Raw genomic sequence first — 15,442 nt, forward strand, 5'->3', positions numbered from 1 at the left:
GATATCGAAAACTGCGCGTCCTTAGCTCAGCTGGATAGAGTACCTGGCTACGAACCAGGCGGTCGGAGGTTCGAATCCTCCAGGACGCGCCACTCTTTAGGGTTTCCTTGTGAACTCCTGATATTGGGAATACTGATATCGAAAACTGCGCGTCCTTAGCTCAGCTGGATAGAGTACCTGGCTACGAACCAGGCGGTCGGAGGTTCGAATCCTCCAGGACGCGCCACTCTTTAGGGTTTCCTTGTGAACTCCTGATATTGGTAATACTGATATCGAAAACCGTGCGTCCTTAGCTCAGCTGGATAGAGTACCTGGCTACGAACCAGGCGGTCGGAGGTTCGAATCCTCCAGGACGCGCCACTCTTTAGAAAAAGCCTCGCTTATGCGGGGCTTTTTTGTATCTGAGATCTGACCTCTTCCTTCAACTAAACTCCCATAAGCCATTCAAGCGTTTCTGTTTTAAGACTGCGCAACTTCTTGCTATCAACAAATTGCGAAACCTCAAAATCTAACCTAATCGTTTATAACCGCCACAAGAAAGGATAATTCGATGTTAGGGAAGACACTGATTGGCTGCACTCTTGGGTTGGTATGTGTAGCTCAAACTGCTTACGGTGCTGAAGGAGATGAGATTCCTCAACGGGCACAAACGGTAAGTGATGTCATAGAGCGCCCTGGCGTGCTCACGCCACGAGGACAGTGGTCATTCGACACATCACTTAGCTACACACAAAACTCTTCAAATAAGGTCTCTGTCGTCGGTTATACCGTGTTACCGACACTGATTGTCGGTCGAATTGAAGTCAGTGATGCGGATCGGACAACAGTAACGGTTGGTTTAACGGCTCGATATGGCTTAACCAATGCAACGGAATTGGAAGTTCGGCTACCCTACGTTTATCGCAATGACCAGATTGCAACGCGACCTATTCAGGACGGTTCGAATGCTGACGTGGTGAATACCACAATCGATGGTGGTGGGATGGGAGATGTGGAACTCGCTATTCGTCACCAGTTTAATTTTGACAGTGCGCCTTATTGGGTTGGTGGCCTTCGGGTGAAATCAGACACTGGCCGCTCTCCTTATGATGTATCGATCGACGAAGGTAGCAACTCTTTTAGTGATGTACCAACAGGCTCAGGTTTTTGGAGTTTTGAACCGAGTATCTCGATGATTTATCCAACTGACCCTGCGGTCTTGTATGCCAACCTCAGCTATATCTACAACTTAGAAGACAATGTCACAGTAGGGGATACCAAAGCTGATGTTGACCTTGGCGACACCATTTCCTTAGCGGGTGGTATGGGCTTTGCGGTGAACCCGGATCTGTCTTTCTCGCTCGGACTCAGCCATAAAACGATCATGAAAAGTAAAGTTAATGGCAGCTCTGCCGATGACGCGAAGCTACTTCAACTCGATGCGTTAACACTTGGGGTCAATTACGCGTTTAGCCCGCGAGCGTCGATCAATGTCAGCGCTCAAGCAGGCTTAACGGAAGATACTCCGGATTTCCAATTGACGATTCGAGTACCGTTTAATTTATAGCGCAACTCAATTTACTTAATGAGCCAAAGACATGCTCAAAGGATTACTAAAACGGTAATCCTTTTTTGATGCTCCATTAAGGAATTTCATTGAAGGTGATTAAGGAGTGCATCCTCAAGTTGCTGGTTTGCGCGTATCTGCTGCATGACACCAGTGACTTGCGCATCGATATCGACTAATGTGCTCAAGCCAATCACGCTGTTGTCAGTCGTGTTCTGAATGATATTGATGATACTGGAGTTAATGAAATCCGAACTGATGATGTTAGGTTGATTAGAGCTGGGCATATCAGGCGTATTGGCCGTATTGTCACCAATAAAGTTCCCTTCACCAAATTGAATGATGTTGACGATACCCTGATCGAGAGCGCCACCACCGTTAGGGTTATTACTGCCACTAATATTGGTAAGAGAGCCGTTTTCGATTACGAGGTTTGCTATCGTCGTGTTGAGGATATCTTGCCCATTAATTGTCGTAGTAATGCTCAGACCAATGTTTATCACGTAGTCATCAGTCAATTGAAACCCACCTCGCATCTCGGCAAGGGATTCATCTGGGACTGGTTTTAAAGCACCTAGTTCAATCACATTTGCCAGCGCGACAGAAGGCATGCAAAGACAAAACGCGATCAATACTTTTGATATTCTCATAACCACGCCTCCATTAGTTCTCACCAGCAACGGGCAAGGTAATACTGAATACTCCGAGTGAGTCTCTCGGTACACCACTCTCAACAGGCGAGGCGTGATAGATGGCAAATTTGTCATCGGTAATAAATCCCGAGCGTCCCATCTCAGCTTCGTTTCGAATCAGCAGTACGATCCCCTGATAATATTTCTCAAACTCTTCATATTTCATGATCATGGTGCCGCGGGAAGGATCGCCTAAGATCACTGAGTCGGCATTCATACCTCTGATCACGACAAAGTGCATGTATCCATCGAAATTCACCAATGTGATCCCCGGAACTCCAACTTTGCGGATCTTTTCTAACCCAACTTGAAAGCCGTCGGAATTTAGTCCGATAGAATCGAGGTAGAGCTTCATGTCTAACAAAGAGAAGCCTTTCTCTTTTATCTGCTCCTTATCTCCTTTGTCGTACATGATTTTGAAGATGTCTTGTTCCGTCGAAGGCGTGCCATAGTGATAGGTGAGTAATGAAGCTAGTGCGGCAGAGCCACAACTAAAATCGTATTGTTGACGGAAGACATCACCAAACACGATTTCCTTGTAGCTTTTTACCGGCACAGAAAAATGCCCTCGATGGGGAAGAAACTCCAACGAGTTGGCTGAAGCTGACATTGCCAGCAACAGCCAAGTTAAGTTATGCCAAACTTTCATATTGATAGTTACTTGAGTGTCAGGTTAACGACGGTTGAGTTCTGGATAAGCACGTTATTCCCTGTATTTTGAATCACGCTCGATATCCCTGAACTGTCTGCGAACGCACCTGGTGATAGTATGTTGTTTCCGCTTACCGTATTGGTCGCAACGTTATCTGACGAAATGCCGTCCACATCTGATTCCGCATAGAAGAGGTCTAACTCAACGTTTTGCCCACCTCTAGCTTCATTCATTGCTTCTAAGCTGACGGTTTCATCAGATAACGCTATGTCCTCTGCGTTTACAGAAACGGCCACTACCATACCCAAGGTACACAGTGCCAAACGCATCGCTTTCTCCTAGGTTCCTAGTTACTCGCCACCTGTAAATACACTCGCATTGGTAGCAACAGATTGTTGAATAAGTGAGTTAGAGCCGGCGTTTTGTGCCACGGTAGTAATACCTGCCGCACCACCTAGACCGCCTAGGTTATTCACGTTTTCAACTTTCACTTTGGCATCTTTTGCATCCGCTTTGTAAGTCACAGACGCAGAGTGAACACCACCCATCACTTTGGAATCAGCCACCACCATATCGACATCCATGTTTACTTGGTTGAAGCTGTCAGTATTGGTAGAGCTTGAATCGCTGTTGTCGTTGTAGCTGTCTTTAGTACTGTTGTCGCTGTTGTCATTAGCGAAACTACGGTTGTCACTTTGATCACGATTGTCGCTTTGATCTCGGTTATCAGAGTTGTTATCGGCATAGCTACGGTTGTCGCTGTTGTCGTTGTAGCTATCGTTGGTGCTTGAGTTACTGTTATCGTTGTTACTACGACGAGTGGTGGTGCTTGAGTCACTGTTGTCGTTGTTGCTACGGGTCGTATTCATGCTTGAATCAGAGTTGTCGTTTGCATAGCTACTGCTGTTGTCACTGCTATCACTTTGGTCACGATTGTCTGATTGATTTCGGTAGTCAGCTTGATCACGGTTGTCGCTATTGTCGTTGTAACTACCATTGGTGCTTGAGTCGGAGTTATCGTTCGCATAGCTACTGCTGTTGTCATTGTTGCTGTGATTGGTACTTGCGTTGTGATCACTGTTGTCGTTATTACTACGCGTGGTGTTCATGCTTGAATCTGAGTTGTCATTCGCGTTATTGGTACTGCTGTTGTTGTAGCTGCCGTTAGTACTTGCGTTATGATCACTGTTGTCGTTGTTACTACGCGTAGTGTTCATGCTTGAATCTGAACTGTCATTAGCGTTGTTAGTGCTCGAATTCGAACTATCAGCATGATTGAAACTGTTATTCGCAGTTGCATCATTTGAACTATTGTTTGTGTTCGCGCTTTCAGACCACTGGCTATTTCCATTCCCGTCATCCACTTCATTAACTGAAGGGAAAGCTAACACTGAACCACTAAATAGAATCGCCGACATAGCGATAGCAAGCCCTGTTTTGTTAAGAGTCATGTTGATTACTCCATTTCCTGATTTTCCTGATTAAAAATGACTGCATGTTTACTTCTTGCTGGCTCCATCGTTGCGGAAGCGAAGGAAGTATAGGTAAGGGTTTTAGGGCGAGTTTCTTACTATTGAGAAAATTACCAGTAGCAGCCGAGCGAACCTCTCGGTTGTTCATTGAGCGATTACAAAATCGAAGTTGAATCATTTATTTAGTGAGAATGGATCTCATTAGGGTGCTTCAAGTATGAAATTCCACACAGAAATAGGCTTAAAAAGTAGGCTTTTTCTCCTCCGACGAGTCACCCTAAAATAAAAACGACAAATTGATTGGGAGCCTTTGTTTTAAAAGGGTATCGTAAGAACAGTGACTTAGCTTTGATAGGCTGAACAGGTAGTGCGAAATCGTCTATTACCGCTCAAACCTTTTCATTATTTCTGTCTCTTTGTCGCGACGGTAAAGTCAGCCTGAACTGCTATATTTTTTCTATTGATAAATTTATCGACTTTGAATTTGTCGTGAGAAAACTCTGGCACACGGAGGTAAGTGGTATAAGTGCCAGCAAACAGTGGTGGATACTATGGGAACCAAGCATCTTCTCCTTTTAGCGGAGAACAATCTTCAAACCAGTTTAATAGAAGGACAACTATCAACTTTACCTGACATCTACGTCAAAACATGTTTACCAGAAGAAGCAGTGTTTCGCAGTCATACCATGCACGTTGATCTGGTGTTCATTGACTATGACTTCATGAGGCTACTTGAAGCGAGAGCATTGTTGCCCGATTTCGACCTATTTGGTTGGTCTCTTATGATTCACAATGTGCCTAATGAAAGGGTGGATAATGAGTTGCTTCGATGGAAATTGCTCAAAGGTATTTTATTGCGAAACGCTTCGGTCACACACATCAGTGAAAGTGTGGAATACATATTTCAAGGAGGACTATGGCTGCCAAGAGTGTACTTAGAGAAGCTGATCAGCAATTATCGTCACTCAAATCTTTCCATGGATTGTCAGCATGACTCATTAACCAGCCGGGAGAGGCAGATACTTGAGCTGCTCGCCTATGGGATATCGAATCAGCAAATTGCCTCTCAATTGTTCTTATCTGAGAGCACGGTGAAAAGTCATATCTACAAGTTGTACAAGAAACTCGATGTGCATTGCCGTCATGACGCGATAAAAATGGTTCGAATGAATGGAGGGTTAACGGCACAGTGATGGCCTGTAAAATAAAGAATGAGAAAAAATCAATAAGTGCTTAAATAATCATAAGTTCTTTTAAGAACGGCTAGTTAAAATACCCGAGGGGCAAACCTTTGCCTGCAATTCCTAGAATCATTGTCCTACTTATTTCTTGTCACTCCACTACCACATTAGTTTTGTGTAAATGAAATGTTTAAATTTAGTTGATTTAAGATAGGTTTATGTTTTTATTTTAGTTTTCATTCCATATGCTGTTTTCGTTTTGAAATCCCAATCGCAGTTTTTACAATCACTTTCATTTAGTGTGGTTATAGATTAAACAATCTCATGAGAAAAGTGGATTTTCGTATAATTTGTGATCTGGGTAGTGAATAAATAATCAATATTAAGGATTATTTAAAAGCTTCCTTAAACAAAATTGACAAAATTTAACCAATCGAGATAATCCATTGGTCGGGATTTGACGCTATTAAAGTCCTGCACATTGTCAGGATGACAAAGAAAGGAAGCAACATGACGAATATAGGAAGCCTGCTAGTAGATGCGGCCACCCTGATGTTAACAGGGATGGCGGTCGTATTTATTTTCCTCACCATTCTAGTTTATCTCGTTCGGCTGATGTCCAAATTGGTACCGGAAGAAGTACCAGCGCCGATCGCAGCACCGAAAACAAATACCAACGTTCAATCAACCTCTTCAGCTGTTAGTCCACAAGTAGTGGCGGCGATCTCGGCTGCGATTCATAAACATCGCGCCTCTGTCGCGAAGTAGCCGAAAGATAGGATTAAAAAGGAGTTTAAGAACATGTCTAAACCACTCGCTATTACAGATGTGGTCCTTCGTGACGCCCATCAGTCTCTATTCGCAACGCGTATGCGTATCGAAGATATGCTGCCTATCGCAGCTGAGTTAGATAAAGTTGGTTACTGGTCGCTAGAGACTTGGGGGGGCGCAACCTTTGATGCGTGTATCCGTTTCTTGGGTGAAGACCCATGGGAGCGCCTACGCGAACTGAAAAAGGCCATGCCAAATACACCAATGCAAATGCTACTGCGTGGTCAAAACCTTTTAGGATACCGCCACTATGCCGATGACGTAGTAGAGAAGTTTGTTGAACGCGCGCACGCAAATGGTATGGATGTGTTCCGTATCTTTGATGCAATGAACGATGTACGTAACTTCCAAAAAGCGGTGAAAGCAACGGTAGATGTTGGTGCTCACGCTCAAGGGACCTTGTCTTACACTACCAGCCCTGTGCATAACGCAGATACTTGGGTGGATTTGGCTAAACGTCTTGAAGACTTAGGCTGCCACTCTCTATGTATCAAGGACATGTCGGGTCTGCTTAAACCTTATGAAGCCGAAGAGCTGATCACACGCATCAAAGCGTCTTGTGATGTGCCATTAGCGCTTCATTGTCACGCAACAACTGGTCTATCTACTGCGACTGCTGTGAAAGCGGTAGAAGCAGGCATTGATATTCTTGATACCGCGATTTCTTCGATGAGCTGCACATACGGTCACACGCCTACAGAGACAGTGGTTGCGATGCTGCAAGGTACAGAGCGCGACACCAACCTAAAACTAGATCAAATCGAGCCTATCGCGGCTTACTTCCGTGAAGTACGTAAGAAATACGCGAAATGGGAAGGTCAGCTAAAAGGTGTGGATTCACGCATTTTGATCGCTCAAGTACCAGGTGGCATGTTGACCAACATGGAAGGTCAGCTTAAAGAACAAGGCGCTGCAGATCGTATCGATGAAGTATTGGAAGAGATCCCACGTGTACGTGAAGATCTTGGCTTTATCCCACTAGTAACACCGACTTCTCAGATCGTTGGTACTCAAGCGGTGATCAACGTACTAACAGGCGAGCGCTACAAGAGCATCACTAAAGAAACTGCGGGTGTTCTAAAAGGCGAATACGGTGCAGCTCCAGCAGCAGTAAACGCCGAGCTACAAACAAAAGTGCTGGATGGCAAAGAAGCCATTACTTGTCGTCCTGCTGATTTACTTGAAGCAGAAATGGAAACCCTAACCGTTGATTTGATGGAGAAAGCGCAATCTGAAGGCATTAAGCTAGCAAGCGAACGTGTCGACGATGTCCTAACTTACGCGCTGTTCCCTCAAGTCGGTCTGAAATTCCTGAAAAACCGTGGCAATCCAGATGCCTTTGAACCAGCACCAACCTTAGAAGCTGCAAAACCAGCTGCTGCACCTGTAGCGCAACCTGCTACTGGCGGTGTAGAAACCTACAGCGTGCGTGTTGATGGCCAAGTGTATGAAGTAGAAGTTGGGCCGCAAGGTCAATTAACATCTGTGACGCCAAATGCGGCGGCAGCGCCTGCTCAACCTGCAGCGCCAGTTGCTGCCAATAGTGCTGCGGAAGCAGTACCAGCGCCACTTGCGGGCAACATCTTTAAAGTCAATGTTCAGCCGGGTGCTGAAGTGGCGGAAGGTGACGTACTTTTGATTCTTGAAGCGATGAAGATGGAAACAGAAGTACGCGCTGCACGTGGTGGTGTGGTTCAAGAGTTGAACGTGAAAGAAGGGGACGCTGTTACCGTTGGCTCACCTCTTCTTAGCTTGTCGTAAGGGAGTATCATGGACGGATTGATGACCTTATGGTCAGAAACAGGGATCGCGAATTTTGAGTTCGGCCAAATCTGTATGATGTTGGTTGGTTGTACCTTGCTGTTTTTGGCGATCAAAAAAGGCTTTGAGCCCTTACTGTTATTGCCAATTGGTTTTGGTGCTATCTTAGCGAACATTCCAAACGCTGGCTTTACCGATCCGGGCGGTTTGTTGTACTACGTCTACTACATTGGGATCGAGTCGGGTGTGTTCCCACTGCTGATCTTCATGGGCGTAGGTGCGATGACCGACTTTGGCGCTTTGATTGCGAATCCGAAAACCTTGTGGTTAGGTGCTGCGGCGCAGTTTGGTATCTTCGCAACATTGTTTGGTGCTATTCTACTTAACTACGTGCCGGGTATGGAGTTCTCCATGGCGGATGCATCGTCTATCGCGATCATCGGTGGTGCGGATGGCCCAACGGCTATTTTCTTGGCGAGTAAACTCTCTCCAGATCTGTTAGGTGCGATTGCCGTGGCAGCATACAGCTACATGGCCTTAGTACCGATCATTCAGCCACCAATCATGAAAGCTCTGACAACCAAAGAAGAGCGCCAGATCAAGATGGCTCAGCTTCGCCATGTGGGTAAGTGGGAGAAAGTGATCTTCCCACTTGCTGTACTATTGATGACGATTCTGTTCTTACCTTCGGCAACGCCTTTAGTTGGTATGTTCTGTTTGGGTAACCTGATGCGTGAAGCCGGTGTAGTGGATCGTTTATCGAAAACCGCTCAAAACGAACTGATCAACATTGTGACCATTTTCTTGGGACTTGGTGTTGGTTCTAAGCTGCAAGCTGAGCAGTTCCTGAACCTAGAAACGCTGGGCATCTTGGGACTTGGCGCGGTCGCGTTCAGTATCGGTACTGGCGCGGGTGTTCTGATGGCGAAACTGCTTAACAAGTTCTCGAAAGAAGACATCAACCCACTTATTGGTGCGGCAGGCGTTTCTGCAGTACCAATGGCGGCACGTGTTGTGAATAAGGTTGGCTTGGAAGCAAACCCACAAAACTTCTTGTTGATGCACGCAATGGGACCAAACGTTGCTGGGGTACTCGGTTCAGCGGTAGCGGCTGGTATTTTGCTCGCACTTGTAGGCTAGTGTGTCACCGTAAGTAGTGCCTGAAAGTTGGTGGATATTCTATGAAATGGAATTAGCTATCAATTTACAAATTGGCGATTAACTTCGACAAACAAAATGGTTTATAGTCAAAGGGATGCTCTTGCATCCCTTTTTGTTTTCTCGCAGGGAATGGGTTATGGAACACAAACAGATAGCGATTACCGAATTTGGCGACGCAGACGTTCTTGCACTGCAAACCACCACAACATCGGCACCACAAGCGGGTGAAATCCTCATTAAAGTTGCCTACTCAGGCATAAATCCAATTGATGTTAAAACTCGAGCAGGGCTTGGATGGGCTGCCGCACAAAATAAAGATAACTTACCTTGGGTTCCGGGTTATGACATCTCAGGAAAAGTTGTTTCCTGTGGAGAGGGAACGTCGCGTTTTAATGAAGGCGACGAGGTAGCAGGGTTTATCGGCTTCCCTATCCGAGGCGGTGGTTACAGCCAATACGTTTGTGTTCCCGAATCTGAACTCAGCCATGTTCCAAACACTGTCACTTTAGAAGCGGCTGCGGTACTACCTCTTGCGGGACAAACGGCGGCTCAAGCATTAAGCAAAGCTAATGTTACCGAAGGCGACCGAGTATTGATTCTCGCTGGCGCTGGTGGCGTTGGGCATATAGCGGTACAAATCGCCGTCGCAACCAAAGCCGAAGTCTTTACCACCTGCAGTGAGCGAAATTTAGACTACCTCGCCACATTGGGGGCGCATGCAGTGAACTATCAATTTGCGCCAGTGTCAGAACGTGTTGAAGATGTGGATGTTTTGATTGATCTTGTTGGTGGCGATGCTGCTCTTGATGCTCTCAAATGCCTAACGGATGATGCTCGAGTCATCACCGTTCCAACCATTACCGCCGAACTGATCTGCGAAAAGGCTAAGCTGCTTGGATTTGAGGCGAGCGGTATGTTGGTGGAACCCGATCGCGAACAACTCGACACCTTACTTTATATGGTTGGGGTTGGATTGTTGAAAACAGAAATACAACACGTCTATCCGATGAATGAGGTTGTGGAAGCACACAAACAAGTCGAATCCGGACGGACGCGAGGCAAGATCTTGCTTGATATGACATGTTAGAAGCCTTTAATGCGGCTTTCGAAAACCTAGCACTGTGGTTTTCTGATTCTGCATTGTGGGTGTTATTCATTACCGGTTTTCTCAGTGCCACTTTGTTACCTGGTGGCTCTGAAGCGGGATTGATAGCCACTTTATCGTTAAACCAGTACTCCGTTTCTTCCATTATCATTGTCGCCACGATCGGTAATACGCTTGGTGGTTTGACTAACTATTGGCTTGGGTTGTGGATCCCTAATAAAACTCAAGACGAAAAGCACGGTCACACCGCATTGAAGTGGCTGTCAAAATATGGTTACTGGGGATTATTCTTTAGTTGGTTGCCTGTTATTGGCGACCCACTATGTTTAGCGGCAGGATGGTTAAGGATGAAGTTTCTGCCGTGTTTAGTTCTTATATTTTTAGGCAAAGCCGCAAGATACAGTGTGCTGGCTGCCATCTATCTCGGTTTATTTTAAGGAAAGCGCATGAGAATGTTTTGGGTAAGTGCGTGCTCACTTTTAGTGATCACGGGCTGCGCATCAAACGCCCCTGTTTCGTCATTGCCTGATGGGGTGACTTTCGTTGAGTCATCAAAAGCAGAAGAAGGCAAAGTAAAAATCCCATACCAGAAATATCAGCTCGATAACGGCCTTACGGTGATTCTGGCACCTGAAGATTCTGACCCACTTGTGCATGTGGATGTTACTTACCACGTGGGTTCTGCACGTGAAGAGATCGGTAAATCTGGCTTTGCGCACTTTTTTGAGCACATGATGTTTCAAGGCTCTGAGAACGTGGGTGATCAAGAGCACTTCAAAATTATTACGGAAGCGGGTGGTACTCTAAATGGTACAACTAACCGTGACCGCACCAACTACTTCGAAACCGTTCCGGCTAACCAGTTAGAAAAAATGTTGTGGCTCGAATCGGATCGCATGGGCTTTTTGCTCGATGCTGTGTCTCAACGTAAGTTTGAGATCCAACGTTCTACGGTGAAGAACGAACGAGCTCAGCGTTACGACAATCGACCTTATGGTTTGATTTGGGAACGCATGTCTGAAGCCTTGTACCCAGAAGGTCATCCGTATTCATGGCAAACCATCGGTTACGTAGAAGACCTTGATCGCGTGGATGTGAACGACCTGAAAGCCTTCTTCCTACGTTGGTATGGTCCAAACAACGCGGTATTGACCATCGGTGGTGATATCGATGTAGAACAGACGTTGGCGTGGGTGAACAAATACTTTGGCTCGATCCCTCGTGGCCCTGAGGTGGAAAACGCTCCTAAGCAACCTGCTAAGCTTGCTGAAAGCAAATACATCACATTAGAAGATCGTATCCAGCAGCCTATGGTCATGATCGCATGGCCGACAACTTATAGCGGTGAAGCGAATCAAGCCTCGCTGGATACTTTAGCTAGTGTGTTGGGCAGCGGCACGAACAGCGTGCTTTACCAAGACTTGGTCAAAACACAGAAAGCTGTCGATGCGGGCTCATTCCAAGATTGTGCTGAGCTATCGTGTAATTTCTATGTTTATGCGATGGGGGATTCTGGCGACAAAGGTGACTTATCCAAGCTCTATGATGAGTTAATGGCATCGTTGGATAAGTTCGCCAAAGATGGGGTAACTAAAGATCGTCTTGAGCAACTGAAAGGCAAAACCGAAGCCGACGCGATTTTTGCTCTAGAAAGTGTAAAAGGCAAGGTAACGCAGTTAGCATCAAACCAAACGTTCTTTGGTAAGCCAGATCTGATTGAACAGCAGCTTGAACAACTTCGTGCTGTTACGCCTGAATCGGTAGAAAAAGCATACAGTGACTTTATTCAAGGCAAGAACAAGGTAACGCTGAGCGTTGTGCCAAAAGGTAAGACAGAGCTAGCTGTGAAGCCTGCAACCTTCGTAACGCCAAAACGCACATTACCTGAGTACGAAAAGATCACCGATGACCAATTGGCTTATCGTCGTGCAACGGACAATTTCGACCGCTCTGTCCAACCGCCAGCGGGCGCGCCTGTTGAAGCGACGATGCCAAAACTGTACGACGTTCACTTCAAAAACGGTTCGGAATTACTTGGAACCGTAAGCAGCGAAACACCAACGGTGACAATGCAGTTTAGCTTGCCAGCTGGTACGCGTTTTGTTGAAAGAGGCAAAGAGGGCCTTGCTCAGCTCACTGCAGCGATGTTGCAAGAGGGCACTACTAAGCGCTCTGCAGAAGACATCCAAGCTGAATTAGACAAGCTTGGCAGCGTTATTTCTGTCGATGCGAGTGGTTACACGACGGACATCAGCGTTTCTGCACTTGAGAAGAACCTTGCCCCAACGTTGAAGATCGTTGAGGAGATGTTGTTGTCTCCGGCATTCAAGCAAGAAGATTTTGACCGAGTGAAAACACAAGCGTTAGAAGGTCTGGTTTATGAACACCAAAAACCAAGCTGGATGGCATCACAGGCAAGTCGCCAAGTGTTGTATGGTAACTCTATCTTTGCACGCCCGAAAGATGGCACCAAGGCGGGGCTTCAAGCGCTGACGTTGGATGATGTTCGTGATTTCTATGCGAAGCATTACACGCCACAAAGTGCACAGATCATTGCCGTTGGTGATATCAGCAAAGCGGACTTAGAGAAACAACTGTCTTTCTGGGCAAATTGGGAAGATGACGCCGCTCCGCTTTACGCGCCGCAAACTATCGCACCACTCGGTACGCAAAAAGTGCACTTGGTGGATAAGCCAGGGGCACCACAAAGTGTGGTCATGATGGTTCGTCAAGGTATGCCTTACGATGCAACAGGCGATTTCTATCTGGGTCAGTTAGCAAACTTTAACCTAGCGGGTAACTTTAATAGCCGTATCAACCAAAACCTTCGTGAAGACAAAGGCTACACTTATGGTGCTTATGGTTATTTCTCCGGTAATGTAGAAACGGGATCGGTTGTGTTTACTGCGCAAGTGCGAGCGGATTCGACGGTGGCGTCTATCATCGAGATGGAGAATGAGTTGAACGAGTTCTCACAATCGGGCATGACTGACGATGAATTGAAATTTATGCGCCAAGCGGTCGGTCAAAAAGATGCACTGAAATATGAGACGCCAACACAGAAAGGCAAACTCATCAGTGATATTTTGAAATACAACTTAGATAAAGACTATCTACAGCAACGAAACGCTATTGTTGAGACCGTCAATAAGCAGACGCTCAACGCTCTAGCACAGGAATGGTTTGACCCGAACGACTATCAAATCGTGGTCGTCGGAGATGCGAAATCCCTTCGCCCTCAACTAGAAAAGTTAGGGAAAGACGTGGAAGAGCTTGAAATCATTCGATAGAGTACACATTTAATAGCGGAGAGGAGACTCTCCGCTATTCGTTTCTAACTAGATAAATGACTTTTTGATGGGTTATTTATCTAGATGGATTATATATCAATAACTTAGCTTTCACTTGCCACGCTCGGCGAGTGTCCTGCTCCCAATATAAGCGAACCTCATTTTGACTGATTTTGCTGCGCGACTAAAACAAGTTGCATCAAACCCAGAAGTATTTAAGCAGTTTGGACGCGGTGTTGAGCGAGAAACTTTGCGCTATCGTCAGGATGGACACCTAGCAACAACACCTCATCCAGAGGGTTTGGGCTCAGCGTTCACAAACAAATGGATCACGACAGACTTTTCAGAATCTCTACTGGAATTCATTACGCCTGTATCACATGAGATCCCTGAATTGATGGGACAGTTGAAAGACATCCATCACTTCACTCAAACCAAAATGGGTGAAGAGAAAATGTGGCCACTTTCGATGCCATGTTATGTAGGCACTGAAGATGATATTCAGCTAGCTCAATATGGCTCATCAAACTCAGCAAAAATGAAAACGCTTTACCGTGAAGGTCTAAAACGCCGCTACGGTAGCTTGATGCAAATTATCTCGGGTGTGCACTTCAACTTCTCTTTCCCTGAATCGTTCTGGGATGCGCTGCATGGTGAGCAAGATGAAGAAGCTCGCCAAGAAACGAAATCCGCAGCGTACTTTGCTCTAATCCGTAACTACTACCGTTTTGGTTGGATGATCCCGTACTTCTTTGGTGCGTCACCAGCATTGTGTGGCTCGTTCATTCAAGGACGTGAAACGGATCTGCCATTTGAGAAAATTGGTGGCACCTTATATCTACCAAAAGCAACCTCTCTGCGTCTGAGTGATCTCGGTTACACCAACAGCGCTCAAAGCGTGCTTAAGATTGGCTTTAATAGTATCGACCAGTATCTTGAAGGTTTGAGTGACGCGATTCGTCGTCCATCTGAAGAGTTTGCTGAGATTGGTGTGAAAGTCGATGGTGAATATCGTCAGCTTAACTCAAACATTCTGCAAATTGAGAATGAATTGTATGCCCCAATTCGTCCGAAACGTGTAACGAAGAGCGGTGAAAAGCCTTCGGAAGCGCTTAAACGTGGCGGTGTGGAATACATTGAAGTTCGCTCGCTCGATGTGAACCCATTCAGTGCTGTTGGTGTGAGTGAAGAGCAGGTTCGCTTCCTTGACCTATTCCTAACGTGGGCAGCGCTTTCAGACTCAGACCCGATGGATAACTGTGAGCTAGAATGCTGGCGTGACAACTGGAACAAAGTCATTGTTTCTGGCCGCGAGAAAGGCTTGATGCTGCAAATCGGTTGCCAAGGCGAGCGTCTGTCTTTACAAGATTGGGCTCATCGCGTATTCGCTGACCTTCGTCTGATTGCGGTTGAAATGGATGCTGCAGCTGGTGGTAATGCGTACCAAGCGGTTTGTGACAAACTAGAATCTTGGATTGATGAACCAGAGCTTACCATTTCTGGCCAACTGCTTGAGCTGACAAAAGAGCACGGCGGTTTAGGTAAAGTGGGTTGTGCGCTTGGCATGAAGTTCCGTGAAGAAAACCTAGCACACAGCTATGAGCAATATTCAGCTGACGCAATGGAAACGGAAGTTGCGACATCGGTAGAGAAGCAAAAACAAGCAGAGCAAAGTGATACGTTATCCTTTGATGACTTCTTAGAAGATTACTTTGCTTACCTAAAACAATAATCAGCAGTAAGGACAGGGA

13 protein-coding genes and 3 tRNA genes are annotated in these 15,442 nt (G+C 46.0%); 12 read left to right on the top strand and 4 right to left on the bottom strand.

What is annotated here, in order from left to right; all coding sequences use genetic code 11:
- Window positions 1-15 precede the first annotated feature (15 nt).
- From ATB78_RS26175 to ATB78_RS26190, 4 genes are all read left to right on the top strand, one after another.
- Window positions 16-92 (top strand) — tRNA-Arg (locus tag ATB78_RS26175).
- A 57-nt stretch (window positions 93-149) separates the two neighbouring features.
- Window positions 150-226 (top strand) — tRNA-Arg (locus ATB78_RS26180).
- 57 nt (window positions 227-283) lie between these two features.
- Window positions 284-360, top strand: a tRNA-Arg gene (locus ATB78_RS26185).
- 190 nt (window positions 361-550) lie between these two features.
- Window positions 551-1,546, top strand: a complete 996-nt coding sequence (locus ATB78_RS26190) for a transporter (RefSeq protein ID WP_061011002.1) — start codon at window positions 551-553, stop codon at window positions 1,544-1,546.
- Window positions 1,547-1,632: 86 nt separating this feature from the next.
- Here ATB78_RS26190 and ATB78_RS26195 read toward each other — a convergent pair whose 3' ends face one another.
- Genes ATB78_RS26195 through ATB78_RS26210 form a run of 4 tightly spaced genes read right to left on the bottom strand, consistent with a single transcriptional unit; the run spans window position 1,633 to window position 4,341 of the window.
- The gene (locus ATB78_RS26195; RefSeq protein ID WP_061011003.1) at window positions 1,633-2,196 is read right to left on the bottom strand and encodes a hypothetical protein; all 564 of its coding nucleotides are present in this window, start codon (window positions 2,194-2,196) and stop codon (window positions 1,633-1,635) included.
- Window positions 2,197-2,209: 13 nt separating this feature from the next.
- A complete protein-coding gene (locus tag ATB78_RS26200; RefSeq protein ID WP_179947022.1) occupies window positions 2,210-2,887 on the bottom strand; it encodes a C39 family peptidase in 678 nt (225 codons plus the stop codon).
- Window positions 2,888-2,895: 8 nt separating this feature from the next.
- Window positions 2,896-3,219, bottom strand: a complete 324-nt coding sequence (locus ATB78_RS26205) for a hypothetical protein (RefSeq protein WP_020196756.1) — start codon at window positions 3,217-3,219, stop codon at window positions 2,896-2,898.
- Window positions 3,220-3,240: 21 nt separating this feature from the next.
- Window positions 3,241-4,341, bottom strand: a complete 1,101-nt coding sequence (locus tag ATB78_RS26210) for a hypothetical protein (RefSeq protein ID WP_020196755.1) — start codon at window positions 4,339-4,341, stop codon at window positions 3,241-3,243.
- A 572-nt stretch (window positions 4,342-4,913) separates the two neighbouring features.
- Between ATB78_RS26210 and ATB78_RS26215 the strand changes: the two genes are divergently transcribed.
- From ATB78_RS26215 to gshA, 8 genes are all read left to right on the top strand, one after another.
- Window positions 4,914-5,555, top strand: coding sequence for a response regulator transcription factor (locus ATB78_RS26215; RefSeq protein ID WP_020196754.1), 642 nt, complete (start codon window positions 4,914-4,916; stop codon window positions 5,553-5,555).
- A 498-nt stretch (window positions 5,556-6,053) separates the two neighbouring features.
- Window positions 6,054-6,311, top strand: coding sequence for an oxaloacetate decarboxylase subunit gamma (locus ATB78_RS26220; protein WP_005448441.1), 258 nt, complete (start codon window positions 6,054-6,056; stop codon window positions 6,309-6,311).
- Window positions 6,312-6,344: 33 nt separating this feature from the next.
- Window positions 6,345-8,135 carry a sodium-extruding oxaloacetate decarboxylase subunit alpha gene (oadA, locus tag ATB78_RS26225; RefSeq protein WP_061011004.1) on the top strand — a complete coding sequence of 597 codons (1,791 nt, stop codon included), beginning with the start codon at window positions 6,345-6,347 and terminating at the stop codon, window positions 8,133-8,135.
- A gap of 9 nt (window positions 8,136-8,144) precedes the next feature.
- Window positions 8,145-9,275: a sodium ion-translocating decarboxylase subunit beta gene (locus tag ATB78_RS26230; protein ID WP_005438059.1), complete on the top strand. Its 1,131-nt coding sequence runs from the start codon at window positions 8,145-8,147 to the stop codon at window positions 9,273-9,275.
- A 157-nt stretch (window positions 9,276-9,432) separates the two neighbouring features.
- Window positions 9,433-10,383: an NADP-dependent oxidoreductase gene (locus ATB78_RS26235; RefSeq protein WP_061011005.1), complete on the top strand. Its 951-nt coding sequence runs from the start codon at window positions 9,433-9,435 to the stop codon at window positions 10,381-10,383.
- Window positions 10,377-10,838: a YqaA family protein gene (locus ATB78_RS26240; RefSeq protein ID WP_005438056.1), complete on the top strand. Its 462-nt coding sequence runs from the start codon at window positions 10,377-10,379 to the stop codon at window positions 10,836-10,838. The genes ATB78_RS26235 and ATB78_RS26240 overlap by 7 nt, the downstream gene beginning before the upstream one ends.
- A gap of 9 nt (window positions 10,839-10,847) precedes the next feature.
- Complete coding sequence (locus ATB78_RS26245; protein WP_061011006.1) at window positions 10,848-13,691, top strand: pitrilysin family protein; 2,844 nt, start codon at window positions 10,848-10,850, stop codon at window positions 13,689-13,691.
- Between the two features lie 163 nt (window positions 13,692-13,854).
- On the top strand, window positions 13,855-15,423 hold the full coding sequence (gshA, locus tag ATB78_RS26250; RefSeq protein WP_005438052.1) for a glutamate--cysteine ligase: 1,569 nt from the start codon (window positions 13,855-13,857) through the stop codon (window positions 15,421-15,423).
- Window positions 15,424-15,442 lie beyond the last annotated feature (19 nt).

Source organism: Vibrio sp. CUB2 (assembly GCF_001557945.1).
Taxonomy (GTDB): Bacteria; Pseudomonadota; Gammaproteobacteria; order Enterobacterales; family Vibrionaceae; genus Vibrio; species Vibrio owensii.

Coding starts and splice junctions, on each gene's coding strand:
- ATB78_RS26220 (WP_005448441.1), top strand. CDS start 6,054: ATGACGAATATAGGAAGCCTGCTAGTAGATGCGGCCACCCTGATGTTA.
- ATB78_RS26205 (WP_020196756.1), bottom strand. CDS start 3,219: ATGCGTTTGGCACTGTGTACCTTGGGTATGGTAGTGGCCGTTTCTGTA.
- ATB78_RS26215 (WP_020196754.1), top strand. CDS start 4,914: ATGGGAACCAAGCATCTTCTCCTTTTAGCGGAGAACAATCTTCAAACC.
- ATB78_RS26190 (WP_061011002.1), top strand. CDS start 551: ATGTTAGGGAAGACACTGATTGGCTGCACTCTTGGGTTGGTATGTGTA.
- ATB78_RS26235 (WP_061011005.1), top strand. CDS start 9,433: ATGGAACACAAACAGATAGCGATTACCGAATTTGGCGACGCAGACGTT.
- ATB78_RS26230 (WP_005438059.1), top strand. CDS start 8,145: ATGGACGGATTGATGACCTTATGGTCAGAAACAGGGATCGCGAATTTT.
- ATB78_RS26195 (WP_061011003.1), bottom strand. CDS start 2,196: ATGAGAATATCAAAAGTATTGATCGCGTTTTGTCTTTGCATGCCTTCT.
- oadA (WP_061011004.1), top strand. CDS start 6,345: ATGTCTAAACCACTCGCTATTACAGATGTGGTCCTTCGTGACGCCCAT.
- ATB78_RS26245 (WP_061011006.1), top strand. CDS start 10,848: ATGAGAATGTTTTGGGTAAGTGCGTGCTCACTTTTAGTGATCACGGGC.
- ATB78_RS26210 (WP_020196755.1), bottom strand. CDS start 4,341: ATGACTCTTAACAAAACAGGGCTTGCTATCGCTATGTCGGCGATTCTA.
- ATB78_RS26200 (WP_179947022.1), bottom strand. CDS start 2,887: ATGAAAGTTTGGCATAACTTAACTTGGCTGTTGCTGGCAATGTCAGCT.
- ATB78_RS26240 (WP_005438056.1), top strand. CDS start 10,377: ATGTTAGAAGCCTTTAATGCGGCTTTCGAAAACCTAGCACTGTGGTTT.